This is a genomic window from Shinella lacus, assembly GCF_010994755.1.
GTDB lineage: Bacteria > Pseudomonadota > Alphaproteobacteria > Rhizobiales > Rhizobiaceae > Shinella > Shinella lacus.
The window spans coordinates 271,708-290,609 of sequence record NZ_WHSB02000008.1 but is presented as its reverse complement, the minus strand read 5'-3'; the positions used below and the strand labels follow the sequence as shown (position 1 = coordinate 290,609).

The window sequence follows — 18,902 nt, the reverse complement described above, 5'->3', positions numbered from 1 at the left end:
AATACATATGACTTATTCGCTCACGGATAAAATCTTGCGGTCTGTCACCCATCGAGAAGACCGCTCGCCTCTTGAAGAGCGCGCGTGTAAGGATGGGTGGCAGCGTGGAAAAGATTGGATGAGCTGGCCTCATCGACCACTTCACCAACTTTCATCACGATCAAACGTGACGCGACATATCGCGTCGCAGCGAAATCATGTGAAATGAACAACGCCGCAAAGCCGAGTTCACTTTGTAGCTCCAAAATAAGATTTAGAATTTGCGCCTGAACAGACGCATCAAGGGCGCTGACAGGTTCGTCGAACAAGATGAACTCCGGATTCCCGATCAAGGCTCTCGCAATCGAGGCGCGCTGCCGCTGGCCCCCGGAGAGTTCATGGGGATATCTCGCGGCCAAGTCCGGGCGAAGGCCGACCCGGTGTAGATTGTCAGCTACCCGGTCTCGTCTCTCTTCAGCCGTTACGCCCTGGATAACCAACGGCTCGCCAACGCTTGTGCCTACCTTCAGCCGCGGATTGAGCGATGTTCGGGGGTGTTGCAGTACGGCGGCGAGCCTTGGCTTTTCGCCCCTTCCAAAGGGCTGTCCTCGAAAGAGAACCTCACCGGTAGTTGGCCTTTGCAGGCCCAGGCATAGGCGACCAGTAGTGGTTTTTCCCGAGCCGGATTCTCCGACAAGGCCGACCGTCTCACCGGCGCGCACCTGAAAGTTCATATTCTTGACGGCATCGAATGCCCGCTTGCCCCACAGCGAGCCTGAGGAATAGGTCACACCGACGTTTCGCATTTCGAGAACGAGGGTCATGCTTGCTCCCTTAGCTCGGCCGTGTTTGGGAAGAGGCATTTTGCGCAACCACCATCCACCGTCAGATCTTCTGGACGGCGTTGCGAGCACGCGATTTGCGCGTCGGGACAGCGTGGCGCAAATGCGCATTGGTTTGTGGGTTCGTAGAGTGCCGGCGGCACCCCTGGAATGGCGACTAGGCGCTCACCAAACTTGGCTGCGCCCGGTTCAGCACCCAGCAAAGCCCTTGAATACGGGTGCGCGGGACTGGAGAATAGGGCTGCCGTTTTACGTTGCTCTACAATTCGGCCGGCGTACATCACACAGATTTTGTCGCAGTAGTGCCTGACAAGCGGCAGGTCGTGACTGACAAACAGAACGGCAGCACCGATCTCGGCGCATCGCGCAAAGAGCAGGTCCATAACCTCGCGCTTAAGCGAGGCATCCAGTGCTGCGGTCGGCTCGTCGGCAATCAGTAGCCGTGGGCGACGCATCAACGCCATCGCAATTGTAACGCGCTGGGCCATGCCCCCGGAGAGCTGATGCGGATACGAACTCAAAACCCTCTGAGGATCGCGGATACCTACCCCTACAAGGCGATCGCTTAGCGAAGCGTCGTCTTCGCTCAGAACAAGACGCATCTGACGTGCGATCGCCATTGTTGGATCGAGCGCGGCCATGGGATCTTGGAAGATATATGCAATTGTGTCGCGCCGAAGATGTCTTAATGCCTTGGAGGAAAGTTGATTTACGGCCTGCCCGCCGACTGAGAACGTCGTCGCTTCGATGACTGCACTGGTCGGCAGAAGCCGGCCAAGAGTGTTCGCCAATGTGGATTTCCCCGACCCGCTTTCGCCCACAAATCCTATGCGCGCACCCTGTTCAATCCTGAACGACACTTCATCCAGAGCCTGCAATGCGGTACGCCCAGTTGAGAATCGAACTGAAAGGTCTTTGATCTCGACTATCATCCGCTCACTCCAGAATGCGGGGGCGCAAGGGGTCCACCGCAGCCCGCAACCCTTCTCCAAGGAGATTGACTGTCAGGATAGCGAGGACAAGGAATAGCCCAGGCCCAAATACGAGCCACGGCGCGACAGTTATGTACGTGCTGCCTTCACGCAGGATGGAGCCGAGCGAGGCAACGGGCGGCTGAACACCTAATCCCAGAAAGCTCAGCGCGCTTTCGACAAGAATCCCGATCGAGATCGAGTAGGCCGTTTGGGTCAGGATCGGCAATGCCACATTGGGCAAAAGGTGTACCGATAATATTCGCCAGTGCGATGCCCCCACCACCCTCGCCGTAACGACGAAGTCAGCTTGGGCGACTTCCAAGGTGGACGCACGTACGACCCGGATCATCGGTGGCATCGTTACGAGGACAATCGCGAATATCACGCTCATGCCGCCGGGTCCCAATATCGCGGTGATAAGGAGCCCAAGAAGTACCGCCGGGAAGGAGTAAACGACATCGGCAAATCGAGAAAGAATCTCGTCAATCATCCCGCCAACGTATCCAGATACAAGGCCAAGAACAGCACCTACAACGGCGGTTACCAGAACGGCTGACGCGGACACGATGAAGGTGTTCTGGATGCCTTGGCAAATCCGAGCGAAAACGTCGCGCCCGAGATTGTCAGCACCGAAAAGACCGCTGCTGAACCCAGGGGGAGCTAGTCGGGCATGCGCCGCAATCTGATCTGGTGCTGGGAGTGGAAGCCATTCACCGGCCGCGCCGAGCAAAATCACCGCCAACAGAACCAATAAAGCGATGATGGTCAGCCCGTCCAAGCGGCTTGTTGCGTAAAGAACCCAAGACGAAACTTTGCGAATTGTGCTGGTATGATCAGTCATTTGCGCAGCCTCGGATCAATAACGCCATAGAGGATGTCGGCCGCCATGTTCAACAAAACCACAGAGGCCGCGATCAGCAGCACACCTGCCTGGACTACCGGGTAATCGCGGTTCAAAACCGCCTGAATAAGGAAGCGTCCGAGGCCTGGAATTGAGTAAAGGGTCTCGACGACAACAGCACCACCGACCAGATAGCCCGCGAAAATCGTCACGCTGGTAACAAGCGATACCGCAAGATTGCGCGGGATGTGATGGCGGAGGATTTCGCCACGCGACATCCCACGCGCGATCGCCGCTCCAATATAGTCCTGCGAGAGGATAGACAGGGCGGCGGTGCGGGTTGTTACCGCGAACAACCCAACGCCTAATGCCGACAGTGTGAGGACAGGTAGGACAATGGCTCGCAAGTGAGCATCGGGATCCACTGCTAGCGCTGTCCACTTTCCTACCGTCAAGCCGAGCGCATACCTTGAAAACACATACAGGAAAGCACTCGCTAGAATAAAATCCGGAATGCTCATAAGCACGCTTCCTGCTAGTTTTCCGGATGCCGACTTCAAAGGCGAATCGTGGTTCAGCGCCGACCAGAGACCGATGACACCCCCAACGACTAGCGAGAGACAAAGCGCCAAGGCGCTCAGTTCGATCGTGATGGGCACACGCGACGCGAAGGCCTCGGATATCGGCTCCTGCGTTATCAGCGAGACACCGAAGTCGCCGCTGACGATATTACCTAGCCATTTGACAAACTGGACATGAAGTGGCTGATCAAGGCCGAACTTCAAGAGGATCGCCTCCCTCAGTTCAACCGGGCCGCGGGGGGCAAGAACGCTCGTCAAGTCCCCCGGCAGCAAATGAATAGCCATGAACACGACGACCGAGACCCCGAACAGGGTCAGTGCCGCACTGCAGGCTCTTACGATCACAAGGCGAAGCGTTTCGGTCATCTAACTTTCCAGACTACTTAAGTTCGGCCTTCTCGATCCCTCGGAGGGTGTGAACATAGCCCTCGGTCTGCTTCGTCAGCCCCGTTACCCGGCCGGTTCGTACCGCGATTGTGTCCTGCCGGGTCACCAAGGGTATCATGTTCGCGCTCTCGTCGATCGCCGCGCACAGTTGCTGCAGGATTGCTGCACGGTCTCCACCGACGGTCTGGTAGGCAGCGTCGATCAGACGATCGATTTCCGGATCCGCTTTCACGTGTCCGGCGGTGAAGCCTGCGAGTACGGGATTCCACCATAGCGTCGAGATTGCCGGATCGGCGTATCCCGCGTACCAAGATATCATCGCCTCGAACTGGCTCGGATTATCCACCCACGCCCGCTTAACCCAGATGCCTTCGTCGACAACCGAGATAGTGGCATCCAGTCCGATTTCCGAAACGCCCTGTTTAATGACCTGCGCCATTTGAACGTCAGCGGGAATATTGCGCACCAGGAGTTCGAAGGACTTACCTTCGGCGCCAGCTTCCGCAACCAATGCTTTGGCGCGATTTAGGTCACGAGTGAAATTCGGTAGAGCCGACGTGTCGCAAGCCTTGAAGGCCGGGGCCATCACCGCTGTCGGATCACCTACGCCACCGAGTGCGATGTTCTTGATCTGCTCGCGGTCAAGGCTGAGCGCAACAGCCTTTCGGAGCGGAGCCGACACAAACGGTGAGGTTTCCGAAACAGCGTTGAGCGCCATCATGTAGTAGTTGGTACTCGTCTCGACCGTTACATCGATACCGGGAACGTTTTGCAGCAAAAGAGGTGCATCGGGGCTGGCCTCGAAGCTGGCGATATCGACGCTGCCATCACTTAACATCGCAATTCGAGCGTTGTCGTTCGGCACGATACGGACTGATATGCGATCTATGTGTGGGAGGCCCTCTTCCCAGTAGTGCGGGTTCCTTTCAAGAACCCAGTGATCATCCTGTACGTGCTCAGTCACCATGAAGGGCCCGGTGCCAAGCATTGCCTTGCTTGGATCGAAACTGCCGTCCTTGAGTTTGCTCATTGGAAGAATGGAAGCCATGGTGGCCGCCAGCGCCGGTAGAAGGGGTGCATGCGGGTGCTCGAGCGTGATCCTGATGCCCCGATCTCCAACCGCTTCGCACTTGCTGATTGGGCCTATGGGACGCTGCCAGAACGAACCCGTGGCAGGATCGCGGACACGCATGATGCTCCCCACGACATCATCGATCGTGACCTCGCTTCCGTCCGAGAACTTCAGTCCTTGCCTGAGATTGAACAGATAAGATGTGGGGCTTTCCTCTGCCCAACTTTCGGCCAGCGCTGGAATGGGGCGGAGATCACCATCCACGTCGACAAGGCTTGAGTAAACGAGGTGGAGAACTTGCCATGACGATCCGAGGATCGACGTGTGCGGATCCAGTTGCGTGGTTTCCAAAGGCTTGGCCCAGATCAGTTCCTTGACTGACTGGGCTTGTGCAGCGCCCGAAAGAATATGCGGCACCGCCATTGTGCCGGCCGCCGCCATCGTCGCATTCAAAAAGGCGCGGCGAGAGAGAAGAAACTTTGCTTGCTCGATCATGTGATTCCCCTTTTTGTGATTGGTCGATTCAAAGTCGGTCCAGAAGACCACGTGCGTGCTGGACTACCGCTTCTTGATGAGGCTGAAGGCTTTGGCCGGCGAAACTCGCGATGTAGTCGTTGAAGGGATCAACCGCGTCAGTCCGAAAGCCGCTTAGCGTTTCCATTACGGCAAGACCGCAGAACGGAGCGTATGCTCGCGAGTACCCTCCCTCGTGGGTCATCGCGATACGCCCTCCGCAGAGATCGGCGGCAGCAGTCATCAACCTATTTGTGAGCGAACGATACGCATCGCTGTAGAGCATCAGTCGAGCAAGCGGATCGAGTCCACTCGCGTCAAAACCGGATGTCACGACGATCAATTCCGGCCGGTATTGGTAGAGCGCGGGGAGTACGACCTGATCGAACGCAGCGAAATAGGCACCCGAACCGGACCCCGGAGGAAGCGGGATGTTGATATTGTATCCCTCGCCACGTCCCTCGCCGCGATCCTTCATAGCGCCGGTTCCAATCGGGAAGAGGTTGTCCTGATGAATGGAGATCGTGAGAACCGAGGGATCGGTATAGAATATTTCCTCGGTACCATTACCGTGGTGCGCATCCCAATCTACGACTGCGATCCTGGAAAGCCCAAACCGGGCCTGGACCTCGCGAATACCTATCGCGGCATTGGCAAACAGGCAGAAGCCCATCCCTTCGTTTGGTCGGGCATGGTGCCCAGGTGGTCGCGTGAGGGAGTACCCGTTGGACACGTCGCCAGCGACAACGGCGCTCATCAATGAAAGGCAACCTCCTGCCGAAAGCCGCGCGATGTCGTAGCCGTCGGTCGAAAAGAATGTATTGGTGCCTGCTGTACCGCCTAGGCCACGGCTATTGGCCTCGATTTCTTCGACATATGCCCGGCCATGAACTCTTAGGATCAAATCTTTGTCGACAGGCTCCGCCGCGATGTGCACGAGCCTCGGCAGCAACCCCGAAACCTCCATAAGATTGCGGATACGCCGTTTCGTCTCGGGCTCCTCGGCATGCTGGTCCGGTTGGACCGAGCCACCGGACGGTACAAACGATGCCGCGTTTCCAGCGTCATGCCACATGCAGCGTTCGTGAAATACAAATCCGGTTCCCATTTGAACTCACCCTCCGAGCGAAATATTGCCCGTGAGGTTGCATCCATCGCCCGATTTCGGTTAGTCGCACCGTGACCGTTCCCTAGTCATACGGTGACCAACTGGTCCCTCAGTTCAGTCGGTGTTTTGCCGTAGCGTTGCCGAAAAATCTTCGAGAACGCAGAATGATCCGAAAATCCATTCCGATATGCGATTTCCCCGACCTGCAGGCGCAGCGAATGGTCCTGCAGCATCTCGAAAGAGCGAGCAAGTCGAACGTCCCGAAGTAGTTCGGAAAAACTCGTTCCGTTTGCCTTGACGCACCTGTGCATGTAGCCAACCGACACCTTGAGTTCGGCCGCAGCAATTGCAGGCGTGAACTTTTCCTGCGAGTAGCGCTTTTCGACGATCCTGGTGAGGCGCTCGAACAGTCCGTGAGTGGCGCTGGTGGAGCTTAGGTTGCCCCCCTCTTCAGCGCGCAACATCGCGATCAGACTGCCAAGGAGTTGCCGGTCCAAACACCAGGAATAACTATTTCGCTCTTCAGCCGTCAGATCACTGATGGCCAGCAGGTTGGACAAAAAGACCTTGCTCAGTACGGGATGAGCCGGTCTCCAGTTAGAACAGTGACGGCTGGCATCCTTGTAAACCTCATCTACGACCTTCGTCGGGACTTTAAGAAAGATTCCATTGAAGTAGGTGTCGCAGGAGAGATTATAGAAATCGCTTGAGCGGAGCATGACGTATTGCCCTACGCTAACCACGCCTTCCCGCCCATACTGGCTAAAGTACATGGTGCCCTCGAGAGGGAATACGAAAATGTAGAATTCCTCAATATCCGCGGAGATGGCGTGCCGACTTCGCACTCCGCGCGCCCGTTCGGTGATGTACCTTGAGATGCTACTCCTCTGAAGGTTTACCTCAGAGATGGATGCCGACCAAGTATCCGTCGTCGCCGTGTCTATATCGACGCGGAAGAATACATCGGAAATCATTTCACGCCACGCCCCAAGCTTTTTGCTCGTGTGAAGAGCATCAGTTGAGAAATGCCGATCTGGAAAGGAAAACATGGTGAACTCCCTCTGCCATGCGTTCGTACGCCGTCAAGGGAGCGGCGTTCCTTTTTATCCGTCTCCGTTTTCGACAATTGAGGAGTCTTATTTTATTTTAGCGTTTTCAGCAATTGGAATCATCTGGACAAAAGCGTTTTGCGCGTTTAAAAAGCAATTCCACCTCAAAGAGAAAAGAGATGCAGACCCCACTCCAAGCTAGAATCCTCGAACAGCTTCGCATGCAGTTGAGTGATGACCTTCGCTCTGGCGATCGCATCAACGAGGCAGAGGTGGCCGAACAACTTGGCGTGTCCAGAACACCTATTCGTCGGGTTCTTCAGAAGCTTGAGGAGGAAGGCGTTCTCGCCTACGAACCACGACGAGGATTCATCCTCAAAGACATTGCGTCGCTTCTCAAAACTGGTTCGAATGACGGCGAAGAGCTGCTCGACGAACGCGTGATGCGCGATATGGCAACGGGCGAGCTCAATTCGGTTTTCAGCGAACGAGCGCTCATGCAGCGCTACTCTGTACCGAACGGAGTACTTGTTTCCACACTGCGGCGGCTGACGCGGGATCGTTTGGTGGAGCCGTCGCCGGGGCGTGGTTGGATTTTTGCCGACGTAAGCCCGAGTGCAATGGCTGATAGCTACAGATTTCGGCAAATTATTGAACCGGCGGCCATTCTGTCGGATCATTACGAAATCGACCATGCCATCCTTCGGACACTCGACCAGGATCACGAAGAAGCGATCTCAAACGTATTGCATATGGATCGTCGTCGACTGTTCGACCTGGATGCAAGGTTTCACAAGACGGTGGCGCAAGGCGCACGCACCAATGAGCTTGTCCAATCCATTGAGCGGCAGAACAATATCCGGCGAGTTACCGAGTATCTCGGCTTCGTCCGCATCGAGCGCTTGCGCAAGTCGATGGTCGAGCACCGACAGATACTGAATGCCCTTCTCGAGGGAAATCGACAGGTGGCTGCGTCTTTGATGCATATTCATCTTCAGGTGTCGCGGGAGGAGACGTTCACTCATATGGACAGCGACCTCGAACTGCTGCGCGGCGGAATGGTTCGCTTGACGGAGGAAGAACACGACGATGTCGCGGTAGAACGCGACATGCAATAATCAAGTTTCCAATGGCCATGCGGAAGAGATCGCGACAGCGGCGCCGACGGAGCAATTCCCCGAGAATCTCTCAGGCAAAAGGACCGCATGGCTGGAAAATCTGGAGAGTGGCAGTAATGCCCACCGAAGGGGATACCGCAACGCGGGAAGCTCTCAGGTACCAAGGACAGACGGGGATCACCGGGTCGCAAGACCCTCGTAAACTTGTCCTTGGGAGAACAATGAATGCCCCATTATGCAATCGTCGGGGCCGGCATCACCGGCATCACGACAGCGTACGCTCTGCTTAACCGTGGTTATCAGGTAACCGTCTTCGACCGCCACGCGTATCCCGCGATGGAGACTTCCTTCGCGAATGGCGGTCAGCTTTCGGCCAGCAATGCTGAAGTCTGGAACCATTGGTCTACCCTGCTGAAGGGGGTCAAGTGGATGCTCACGAAAGACGCTCCGCTGCTTCTTAATCCAAAGCCGTCCTGGTCGAAATATTCCTGGCTTGCGGAATTCGTCGCAGCCATCCCGAAATACAAGAGCAATACGATCGACACGGCAAGACTGGCAATCGAAGCCAGAAAGCACATGTTCGAAATCGCTGAGCGAGAAGGAATCAACTTCGATCTCGAAAGGCGGGGAATCCTTCACTTCTACAAGGATGAAAAAAGCTACCGCCACGCGCTCGAGGTGAATAAGCTGTTGTTGGCCGGCGGGTTGGACCGCCATGCGGTCGGACCGGATGAGATCCGGTCCATTGAACCAACTCTGACCGGTTCGTTCTATGGAGGCTTCTACACTCCATCGGATTCGACAGGAGACATCCACAAGTTTACCCGCGGGCTCGCGGAGGTGTGCGTCCGAAAGGGTGCGGCGTTCCAACTGGAAACCGACGTGGTGGGCTTCCGGCGGCAACGGAAGGGAGTTTCCATTCAGTGGCAGTCAGTGGGTTCCGATTATGCCCTGCAAGAAGTAGAGCCATCAGAGCAGACGTTCGACGGAGTCGTGATTTGCGCCGGCGTGGCCAGCAGACGCTTTGCCAGCATGCTGGGCGATCGGGTGAATATATATCCGGTCAAGGGATACTCGATAACGGTTCATCTCGACGATGAACGAAGCCAGGCAGGGGCTCCTTGGGTAAGTTTGCTCGACGACGCGGCCAAGATCGTCACGAGCCGGCTGGGCAAGGATCGCTTCCGAGTGGCCGGCACTGCCGAAATCAACGGTGTCAACTACGACATCCGCGCCGACCGGATTGCTCCGCTGGTTCGCTGGACCCGGCAGTATTTTCCCGACATCAACACCAGTCGCGTTGTTCCCTGGAGCGGCCTGCGGCCCATGATGCCAAACATGCTGCCACGTGTCGGCAGGGGTCGCCAACCGGACGTATTTTACAACACGGGGCATGGGCATCTTGGATGGACTTTGTCGTGTGCGACAGCCGAATTGGTAGGTGAGGCAGTAGCGAGCGCGCGCGCGGCTTAGTTAAAGGAGCCGGTTTTCGCTCATCAAGGCGACAACCGGCTCGACATCCGTGCCTTTTCCGATCGCTTCGCGATGCTGAGGTTTCGTTCGGCGCTCACACGATCCCGCGTTGATAGGCGACACACGGATTGCTTGGCTTCGCATCATGCGTCTGCCTTGTCGTCTTCTTCGGCTTGATCGCGGTTCAATCCCCAAATGATTTCGAGGAAACTTCGCGCCTTCTTCTTTCCGTGGATCAACTCGCCGATCTGCTGAGTGAACGTATGATCGTTGTTGCTTCGTGAGAAGACGGTCCAAGCGCCTTCGATCTTCTCACGGCTGCTTTCCTGTGAGTGCTTGATGTAATCTGAAACTCTCTTGCGGCCCAGACCAAGAAATTCCTGGAGAACAGGAACGCTGTTTCCTTCAAGCGCCGAGCTGAGAATATAGCGGACGATGCTATCCTTTTCAGTAGATGACAGCCTATCTCCAGTTGTCACCATTTGCTTTATTATATGTGGGAATGCCTTCAATCAAGCCGCGAGGGTGGCCGCACCGATGTTTGAAAGACGCTCACGTATCGTACGGATTACGTCCGGGTGGAACTTGGCATCAATGCAATCTAGCAGCCTATCGTAATTCAGATCATTTTTGGCGACTGAAATTGTTCCACTAAGTACACCCGCGATAAAGTCAGCGAAGACACGTCTGAAATCTGGATCGTCGATGCTCAGGCCAGAGGTTTCTATCTTTCTGATGAGCACCTCAGCGAGAGATGAACCGCTGGATAGGTGCTCGAGCCAGTCGCCCGTGGGGACTTGAGCGAGCAGGACACCTACTCGCGAATGAAATGATTGCCATGGAGGTGCCGACATTTTGCCGGTATCGACAAGAAGAGCGGCGGGAACGCTTTCAAGTGTCAAATCAAGCAGGTTTTTGGTGGAAACACGTGCTGCGTAACGCTCAACCGTACGCGAGAAATCCTCGCCAAGAAGGTTTTGAATATAATCATAGTCATCCAAGAGCACTGTAAGATCGGTTCGCGGGAGTTCGCATTTCAACATTGCGGCCTTAATGACCGAATTGATCGCAGCATTTACCGATTTTGCCTTCGACGCGTTGATCAAACTACGAACAATGTGCGCTTCCTTGGCAAGAGTTGCAATGCGATCGCTCTGATCTTCGGTAAGAGGCGTATCGCCCTCAAGAAACCCCTTGAACCAGTCGTAGTGTTCTGAGGCCTCCGGAACTTTGGCTCCGTTCGCCGCTGTACGAGTTGGAGGTGGAAGCGCCTTCCCCAGAAACGCCTGAAGCGCGAGAAATACCGCAGAGCCAATCGAAAGATCATCATCGTTAGAGACGGAAGCGATCAGATTGTCGAAGAATTGTGCGTCGCCTAGAAGCGCCTTAATGTCGATCTCCGCCCGCTGCGCGCTGCCAGGATATGAGACCACGTCCGCAAGCAGATGCAGACGAGTAGTGAAGTCACCATCAACGCTCACAGTAGCCAGATCGCTAGCGATCGCCGAGCCGATCGCCGCCCAGTTTTCGTCGGTCAACAGCTTGCGCTGACGATGAAAGGCAGCAAAACCGCGGCGTGCTATGACGGGTTTGTTGACTGCTAATTCCTCCAGAACACTTTCAACGGTCTCAGCTTCGGGCGCTTGCGGACGCAGAATTGAAAACTCCATATCTTCCTCTAGCGATTGGGCGGCCGAGCCGACCATGAACTCGGGAGATGTCGGAAGCGGGTTGTTTTTCAAACCCTCTACGAGGAGCGCGCCTTTCCCCACAGCATCGAGGCGACGCTTGATCTCTACCGGCAATTCTCCCTGGATTTCAAAATGGAACGGGAGATTTTTCAGACGCTGGTATATATCGGAAATGACGATCAGCCGTCGAACATGATCCCCCCATTGAAACGGGATCGAATGGTTTTCAGCTATAGGTGGGAAGACCTGCGTGACCTTGGCGATCGATCTAAAGTCAATTTGCTCCGCAGTAAGCGTCCATTTGACTGGATCCTTCGAGTTCTTTGTTTTCGGGATGTGCCAAACGACGTCTGGATCGAGGTGGCAGCGAAGATTAGCGATTATTGCTATGCTAACCGGCACCAATCCCAGAATTTGAAAGTCCATTTGTTGGTTGCAATGGCGCTGCGAACGCTTGAGTATCCCCTTGCTAGGAAACTGTGTGACATGCTTGAAGTTAACATGAAATCCGTACCAGTTTTTAGAGAGGCAGTCGACGACGCGGAGGTCAGAGGGTACGCACTTGCGATCACCAATTTTATGGAAAAAAGAGAAATTTTTCACCCGGAGCTTCACGACTTGCTCTCTCGAATACCCTTGCATCGACTGCAAGTGTTGATGCTCGAGTGTATCGACGCGCGTAATAAGCCGACGCTTGAAAGCGCGCTGAAAAACGCTCTGGCTGAGTTCGGCTTCGATTTTCGATTCAAGCGGTAGTCCCCAGACACACTCTGCTTGCCTGTGCCAAATTGCTGCGCGACCCGAAACTGCTATGCAGCAAAGCAGCGCGGTTTCATTCGCGTCAAGTTTCGCATGTGAAGCCACCGCAATACTCATTTTATTTAGATTAGGGCGATGGAGGGACGGTCTTAGAATTTGCCGATACCCGCCCAACTACCAAAACCAGTACACACCCGACCTGTGGTATTGATCCAATCCCCCTTGTGGTTATTCGAAATCGCTCCTCGAACTCGTCCTCGAACTCGTCCCACCTACAACATCTCCACCTTCCGCAAAGCCATACCCGATATGGCTTTGCGTAGCTCAGAAGCGCATGTGCGAGCAGCCGTGGTTAGACCTTCAGGCGGAAATGGTAAGACTTCGGTCGCGTTACGTAATCGTAGCCGAACCGAGAGAGCGTCGCCCCACGCCCCGAATCCTTTACGCCGGTCCAAGCCAGTTCTGGATCCAGGTAGTCGCAGCGATTCATGAAGACCGTACCGGTCTCAAGCTGATCGCCTATGATTTCAGCAGCGGCGCTGTCGGCAGTCCACACGGATGCGGTCAGACCGTAGCGGCTGTCGTTCATCAAGCGAACTGCTTCCTCGTCCGAACGGACTGACATTACACCGGCAACGGGACCGAATGTTTCTTCCGCCATAATGGACATTGAGTGATCGCAATCGACTACGATTTGGGGGGCAAGGTAAGCCGACCGCCCCGTGTCGGCAGAGAACTTCTTGCCGTCGACGAGCGCGCGCGCACCCGCCCTGACAGCATCCGCGATCTGCGTCCGAACACTATTAGCCGCCGATGTTTTTACCATTGGGCCAAGCGTGGTTGCCGCATCTCGCGGGTCGCCCAGCTTAAGCTGCTCAGCATAGGCAACCAAGCCGTCTACTACGGCCTTGTAATGACGCTCGTGCACGTAGACGCGCTCGATTCCGCAGCAGCTCTGGCCGGAATTGAAGAAGATGCCGTCGGCAATATTCGCGATCGCGTATTCAACGTTTGCGTCTTCGCGGACATATGCCGGATCCTTTCCGCCAAGCTCCAAACCAGCCGAAGTGAAGGATCCCGACAGCGCACCTTGAACGGCATGTCCCCCGCCAACCGAACCCGTGAAGCACACGTATGAAACTCTCGGGTCGGCAATCATCCGGGCGACCTGGTCATGGTCAATGTGCAGGAATTGGAAGACACCATCCGGCAGCCCGACCGCGCGGAAGGCTTCATCCATCCGTTCAGCCGCCAACGGCGCCTGGTCGGAATGTTTCAAGACCACGACGTTTCCGGCGGCAAGTGCCGGGATGATTGCGTTTACTGCCGTAAGGAACGGATAGTTCCAAGGTGCCAACACCGCGACAACGCCAAGCGCCGCGCGTTTGATCGACCTATCAAATCCTTCAAGTGTGGAAGGCACAAAAGGCTGCAGCGCCTCGGGAGCAAGCCGGAGCATGGTTCGAGCGCGCGTCTCGAATCCGGCCACTTCTCCTCCGCTATAAGCGATCGGGCGGCCAATCTGGCTGGTTATCTCGGCAGCGATTGAATCCTTTTGTCTGACAAACGCGGCGACAGCTTTTTCGAGAATTTCGATGCGGCGAGCAAGTGACCAGGAGCGCCACACGGAAAAGGTCTTGGATGCTCGCGAAAGTGCCGCGTCGACATCCCTATCAGTGTGCCGCTCGCGGGTGAGCAGGACACTGTCATCAATCGGGGTAATCGTTTCAAACGATGCCATGGATATTCCTCTATTTGACTTCGCCGGTTGGGACGGGTCGATGCCCTGCCCAACGCCGACGTTTTCTTTCCAACTGAAAGTTCATTCCATCGAGGATGGCGATCTCCGTTGATCGGCCACCCTTTCGATGCTCAAGCCGGAACCGGACTCGTCGTTCCTTAAGGTCTATTGCATCTTGCAAGCCATAAGTGCACGAAAAGCCTCTCTCTCCATTTCCTGCCCGAACGCCTCATCGAGAGTCGTTCCAAAGGCTCAAACCTCTTTTCCGTCTCAATTTCCTAAAACGAGATCCCGCTTTTCTGGGGTTTACTCGCTTTCGTCGATGCGGAATGCAAAATCAGGTAATTGCACTTTGAACATGAATTGACATCATTCGCAAGATGGTGTTGTGTCCGCATCCAGCGTTTTAGATGATCAAAACGCAATTTCACTCTCAGGAAGTTGCGGGCGCAATGGAGGTGAACATGTTAGTGGTTGAACAACCGGCATCCGGATCTCGCATGCGAGGATACGGGGAATTGGAAGAATGTTTCGTGAAAGTGTCGGGGGCACTAGCATGAGGCCGGAGACCGTTCTCGGTTCTGTCCCTGCCGCAACTGTCCATAATGGCAATGGCCGCTCGAAGGTCGTGCTTGTGTGCGAACATGCGTCCAATCACATCCCTGCGCAGCTTGACAACCTTGGTCTGTCAGATTTTGAACTGAGCAGACATATCGCTTGGGACCCTGGCGCCTTTGCAGTCGCCAAGAGGCTTTCAGATCTTCTCGACGCGCCGCTGGTATACGCCAACGTGTCAAGGCTCGTGCTCGATATCAACCGCCAGCCTGGTCATCGCGGCTCGATCGTTGAGGTGAGCGAACTCACGGGGATACCGGGGAATAAAGATCTATCCTCGCTCGAACGCGAAGCCCGAGCCCGCGCGATCTATGAGCCGTTTCACGATGCTCTTCGCTCGACTATCGAGCGGCGCAGAACAGCCGCCCCCTGGGTAATCTCGATCCACAGTTACACGCCCGTTTACAAGGGCGTGCCACGTCCGTGGCATGCGGGAATACTTCACAACGAGGACAGACGGCTATCGACGACTCTGCTGAAGATGCTCCGGGAAAACCCAGATCTCAACGTCGGCGATAATGAGCCATACGCACCGAATGACGGTGTCTATCACACCATCGAACGCCACACGAAGCCTTTTGGATATCAAGGCGCGATGATCGAAATCCGTAACGATCTGATCGCTGACGCGACAGGCGAACACGTATGGGCAGAACGTTTCTACCAGATACTGACAAGGATGCTCGCCGTGGAAGCATGAACAAGCTTCGCACGCCGCTGGAGGAGTCGGCGGTGTCTGATAAAATCATCTTGGAGGAGAAGATACATTGACGAATGAACACGTTAAACTCGACAGGAGGTTGAACACGACCTCCGCCGCAATGTTCGGCTTGTCGTACATGTCACCCTTGGTGGTGATCGCAACGTTTGGAGCCATCGCGGTCAAAACGGGAGGGGCGGTCGCTACCGCGTACATCGTCGCGACGCTAGCAATGCTAGCGACCGCAGCGAGCTATGGATTCATGGCATCCCGCAATCCGGTCGCGGGTTCAGCATACACATATGCCTCGAAGGTATTCGGACCGGCGACCGGGTTCCTCGTTGGGTGGGTGCTGCTGCTCGACTATTTCTTCATCCCGATGGTTATTTGCCTGCTGACAGCTACAAGTCTCTCCACCCTCGATCCTGATGTGCCTTTCTGGGTCTGGGTCGTCGTTGTCTCGGCCATGTCGACACTTATAAACGTTCTCGGCATTAAACTTACGGACCGCGTAAACCTCATCATCATGGTGATCCAACTCGTGATGGTCGCTATGCTTGGCTACCTCTGCGTTGTGGCCATCCTTCATGTGCCAGGCGCAGAACTCGCATCGGTTAAACCGATCATGAACGAGCACACGAGTTGGGGGATGATCATGGCCGGCGCAGCAGTTGCCTGCTACTCGTTCCTCGGCTTCGATGCCATTTCAACTCTCTCGGAGGAGACCGTTGATCCTCGTCGGTCGATACCTCGCGCAATCTTCATCGCCACCCTTCTTGGCGGCGCAATCTTCATCATCTCGACGTACTTGTTGATGGTGGCCCACCCATCTCTAACTTTCGAAAGCATCGACACCGCTGCTTATGAAATCGTAGGCCAGGTGGGCGGAGAAACGTTCAAGACCGTGTTTACCGTTGTCGTGGCGATCGCCTTCTTCGCCGCTGGGCTCTGCGCCCACGCGAGCGCCTCACGTCTGCTTTTAGTCATGGGTCGCGACGATATGATCCCAGCAAAGCCGTTCGGCTACATTAGCCCCCGATTCAAGACCCCAGTCGTAAACATCGTTCTTGTCGGCCTGGTGATGCTGGCTGCCATGAAGTTTGACATTTCAACGTCCACAGCATTCATCAACTTCGGAGCCTTCACCGCATTCTTCGCGGTAAACGCTGCTGTAATCGCTCTCCTCACCCGAAACTCCGCAGAACGAAAGGGGCGTTTGGCACTCATGATCGTCGCAATTTTCGGCGCTGCGTTTTGCGGGAGTCTCTTCTTGAGCCTCGACCGTCTTGCTCTCGAACTGGGACTATCATGGTTTGCAATCGGCATCGTCTATTTGCTTACGAAGACACTCGTGTTGAAAAGGCCACTTCCGCGATTGGCAAATGATGTTTGAAAACCAAAACTACATCAGAAGATAGGCTTATGCGTATTTGAGATGTGGAAATCCGTGTAAGCTATCGGAGGCCTCCGAGATCGTAACTGTCTCGGAGGCCTCTGTCATTTCAGGTCGGATTCACACGAATTTACTTAAGCGTTGGAACCTTGCACTTTGGAGGCGCAAGCCTATTCTGGAGGCGGCGTACGGTGTCAATACATCCGTTATCTGTCGCCATGACGCACAAGGCGCTGGTGGTGTTCAAATTCGTGACCGTGCACTCCCATCAAAACCTGCCAAGAACTCCATCGCCCATCTCCAGGACCGCCGCTTTCTGAGGCCTATTTGCGAACCTTCGTCGCAAGTACGTTTCGGATGGAGAAGCTTGAGTGGATTCGCAGAACTCCAGGCAGTTTAGCCAAAATCTCCTTATGTATGCTCTCGAATTCGGATGCATTTGCTACCTCAACCCGCAAAAGATAGTCGGAACCGCCAGTCATTAAGAAGCATTCTCTAATTTCTGGATGCCTACGTACGGCTGCCTCAAATCTATCGAGATGATCCTCCGTTTGCCGTTCGAGAGTGATATTAATGATTACTGCGATTGTCGCGTTGCCGCTTCCAGCATCGACCAACGCCGTATAACCCCGGATGATACCGCCCTGCTCCATCAGCCTTATCCGCCTCAGGCACGCGGATGGCGAAAGCCCTACCGCGGCAGCGATGGCTGCGTTGCTCATGCGTGCATCAAGGCGAAGAAGGCGAATTATATTTCGGTCGATGGTGCCTACGGCCGTTATGTGGATTGTTCCGTTCGCTTGAATATCCTTCGATTATTATCCGCACGACGCAATAATCAAGCACTCGTTCGTCGACAATTTCATGATAATTTCAATATCGTTCCTTGAGTTTAGGGAGGATCGTATGGACGAAAACGTACGCGGGCATTCAAGCCATGAGAAAATCATCGTGTCCGGTGCGCCCGGCTACATGACCGTGGACCTTGCCGCTCTTGCTCGGAATTACGTACGACTTTCGGGCGAGGTCGCTCCGGCTCGCGCGGCAGCGGTAGTGAAGGCAGACGCGTACGGACTTGGTGCTGAAAAAATCGCTCCTGAGCTGTACAAGCATGGATGCCGGCACTTCTTTGTCGCACAGTTTGCCGAGGCGACGGTTTTGAGACCGCTTCTGCCGGCCGATGCTGCGGTATTTGTCCTTAACGGCCTTCAACCGGGTAGCGAAACTATCTGCGCTCGAGACGGAATTGTACCTGTCATTAACTCACTAGAGCAGTGGCAGCGGTGGGCGGCTGAGGCAGAAGCGCTTGAGCAGAAATTGCCGGCTGTACTGCAGTTCGACAGCGGTATGTCCCGTCTTGGGCTGCCGCCGGAAGACAGGCCGGTTACTGCTGACCTGTTGAAGACAGAAAACAGCATCGATGTACTCTTTGTAATGAGTCATCTTGCCTCTGCCGACGATCCCGAAAACATTCAGAATGCAGCCCAGAAAGCAGAAATGGAGCGCATTTCCGCGGAGTTTGCGCAATTCCCCGCCTGTTTCGCCAATTCGGGCGGCATTTTCCTCGGCAAAACTTTTCACGGCGTGCTCACTCGCCCCGGAATTGCGCTCTATGGCGGCGCTCCAACGGGAGGCACCGAAAACCCGATGGAGCCGGTCGTTTCCCTCGATGTTGCTGTGGTGCAGGTACGGACCGTTCCATCAGGCACGCGGGTCGGCTATAGCGGGACCCATGTGACGACGGCTGAAACGCGGCTTGCCACTATCGCCGCCGGTTATGCCGATGGCTTGCCGCGCAGTCTTTCGGGCCGCGGCGCTGTCTATTGCGACGGCGTGCGCCTGCCAATCGTCGGCCGCGTTTCCATGGACAGCATCACCGTCGACATCTCCGCCCTGCCGCAAAACCGGCTCACGCTAGGCAGCCGTGTCGAGGTGCTTGGGCCCAACCAGACGCTGGAAGATCTCGCCCGCGATGCCGACACGATTTCCTACGAGATCCTGACCGGTCTGCGCCACCGTTACCAGCGGCAATATCTATGATCCCTTCCTTCCCCCTTTGAGGACAT

General features: G+C 55.3%; 17 protein-coding genes and 1 riboswitch. Of the genes, 6 read left to right on the top strand and 11 right to left on the bottom strand.

All coding sequences use genetic code 11. The features are described 5' to 3' along the window. Positions 1-44: 44 nt before the first annotated feature. From GB927_RS21930 to GB927_RS21900, 7 genes are all read right to left on the bottom strand, one after another. Positions 45-803, bottom strand: a complete 759-nt coding sequence (locus GB927_RS21930) for an ATP-binding cassette domain-containing protein (RefSeq protein ID WP_256119338.1) — start codon at positions 801-803, stop codon at positions 45-47. Then, positions 800-1,753, bottom strand: a complete 954-nt coding sequence (locus GB927_RS21925; RefSeq protein ID WP_256119337.1) for an ABC transporter ATP-binding protein — start codon at positions 1,751-1,753, stop codon at positions 800-802. Before GB927_RS21925 ends, GB927_RS21930 begins: the two co-directional genes overlap by 4 nt. Positions 1,754-1,757: 4 nt before the next feature. Continuing rightward, a complete protein-coding gene (locus GB927_RS21920) occupies positions 1,758-2,636 on the bottom strand; it encodes an ABC transporter permease (RefSeq protein WP_256119336.1) in 879 nt (292 codons plus the stop codon). Next, entirely contained in the window at positions 2,633-3,583 is a 951-nt protein-coding gene (locus GB927_RS21915; RefSeq protein ID WP_256119335.1) for an ABC transporter permease, read from the bottom strand. The genes GB927_RS21920 and GB927_RS21915 overlap by 4 nt, the downstream gene beginning before the upstream one ends. 13 nt (positions 3,584-3,596) lie before the next feature. Continuing rightward, positions 3,597-5,171 (bottom strand): ABC transporter substrate-binding protein, encoded by a 1,575-nt coding sequence (locus tag GB927_RS21910; protein ID WP_256119334.1) that lies wholly within the window; start codon positions 5,169-5,171, stop codon positions 3,597-3,599. A 28-nt stretch (positions 5,172-5,199) separates the two neighbouring features. Further along, a complete protein-coding gene (locus GB927_RS21905; protein ID WP_024270114.1) occupies positions 5,200-6,297 on the bottom strand; it encodes a class II histone deacetylase in 1,098 nt (365 codons plus the stop codon). An 86-nt stretch (positions 6,298-6,383) separates the two neighbouring features. Beyond that, complete coding sequence (locus GB927_RS21900; RefSeq protein ID WP_256119333.1) at positions 6,384-7,346, bottom strand: helix-turn-helix domain-containing protein; 963 nt, start codon at positions 7,344-7,346, stop codon at positions 6,384-6,386. On the opposite strand from GB927_RS21900, the gene GB927_RS21895 reads away from it, so the two are divergent. The 3 genes from GB927_RS21895 (at position 7,345) to GB927_RS21885 (ending at position 9,937) form a co-directional block, all read left to right on the top strand. Next, complete coding sequence (locus GB927_RS21895) at positions 7,345-7,548, top strand: hypothetical protein (protein WP_256119332.1); 204 nt, start codon at positions 7,345-7,347, stop codon at positions 7,546-7,548. The genes GB927_RS21900 and GB927_RS21895 overlap by 2 nt on opposite strands. Beyond that, on the top strand, positions 7,526-8,464 hold the full coding sequence (locus GB927_RS21890; RefSeq protein ID WP_256119331.1) for a GntR family transcriptional regulator: 939 nt from the start codon (positions 7,526-7,528) through the stop codon (positions 8,462-8,464). Before GB927_RS21895 ends, GB927_RS21890 begins: the two co-directional genes overlap by 23 nt. A gap of 10 nt (positions 8,465-8,474) precedes the next feature. After that, positions 8,475-8,560, top strand: a riboswitch (glycine riboswitch). Positions 8,561-8,689: 129 nt separating this feature from the next. After that, complete coding sequence (locus GB927_RS21885; RefSeq protein ID WP_256119330.1) at positions 8,690-9,937, top strand: D-amino acid dehydrogenase; 1,248 nt, start codon at positions 8,690-8,692, stop codon at positions 9,935-9,937. 143 nt (positions 9,938-10,080) lie between these two features. Here the strand turns inward: GB927_RS21885 and GB927_RS21880 are convergent, their stop codons facing one another. The 3 genes from GB927_RS21880 to GB927_RS21870 form a co-directional block, all read right to left on the bottom strand. Continuing rightward, the gene (locus GB927_RS21880) at positions 10,081-10,419 is read right to left on the bottom strand and encodes a hypothetical protein (protein ID WP_256119329.1); all 339 of its coding nucleotides are present in this window, start codon (positions 10,417-10,419) and stop codon (positions 10,081-10,083) included. 30 nt (positions 10,420-10,449) lie between these two features. Further along, positions 10,450-12,492, bottom strand: a complete 2,043-nt coding sequence (locus GB927_RS21875) for a hypothetical protein (protein ID WP_256119328.1) — start codon at positions 12,490-12,492, stop codon at positions 10,450-10,452. 247 nt (positions 12,493-12,739) lie between these two features. Next, positions 12,740-14,128 (bottom strand): aldehyde dehydrogenase family protein, encoded by a 1,389-nt coding sequence (locus GB927_RS21870; protein ID WP_256119327.1) that lies wholly within the window; start codon positions 14,126-14,128, stop codon positions 12,740-12,742. Positions 14,129-14,684: 556 nt separating this feature from the next. Between GB927_RS21870 and GB927_RS21865 the strand changes: the two genes are divergently transcribed. Together GB927_RS21865 and GB927_RS21860 are read left to right on the top strand one after the other, a co-directional pair. Continuing rightward, the gene (locus GB927_RS21865) at positions 14,685-15,443 is read left to right on the top strand and encodes an N-formylglutamate amidohydrolase (RefSeq protein ID WP_256119326.1); all 759 of its coding nucleotides are present in this window, start codon (positions 14,685-14,687) and stop codon (positions 15,441-15,443) included. Between the two features lie 67 nt (positions 15,444-15,510). Next, entirely contained in the window at positions 15,511-16,836 is a 1,326-nt protein-coding gene (locus GB927_RS21860; protein ID WP_256119325.1) for an APC family permease, read from the top strand. A gap of 323 nt (positions 16,837-17,159) precedes the next feature. Here GB927_RS21860 and GB927_RS21855 read toward each other — a convergent pair whose 3' ends face one another. Then, positions 17,160-17,618 (bottom strand): Lrp/AsnC family transcriptional regulator, encoded by a 459-nt coding sequence (locus tag GB927_RS21855; protein WP_256119366.1) that lies wholly within the window; start codon positions 17,616-17,618, stop codon positions 17,160-17,162. Between the two features lie 124 nt (positions 17,619-17,742). On the opposite strand from GB927_RS21855, the gene alr reads away from it, so the two are divergent. Next, entirely contained in the window at positions 17,743-18,876 is a 1,134-nt protein-coding gene (gene alr / locus GB927_RS21850; protein WP_256119324.1) for an alanine racemase, read from the top strand. Positions 18,877-18,902: the final 26 nt, after the last annotated feature.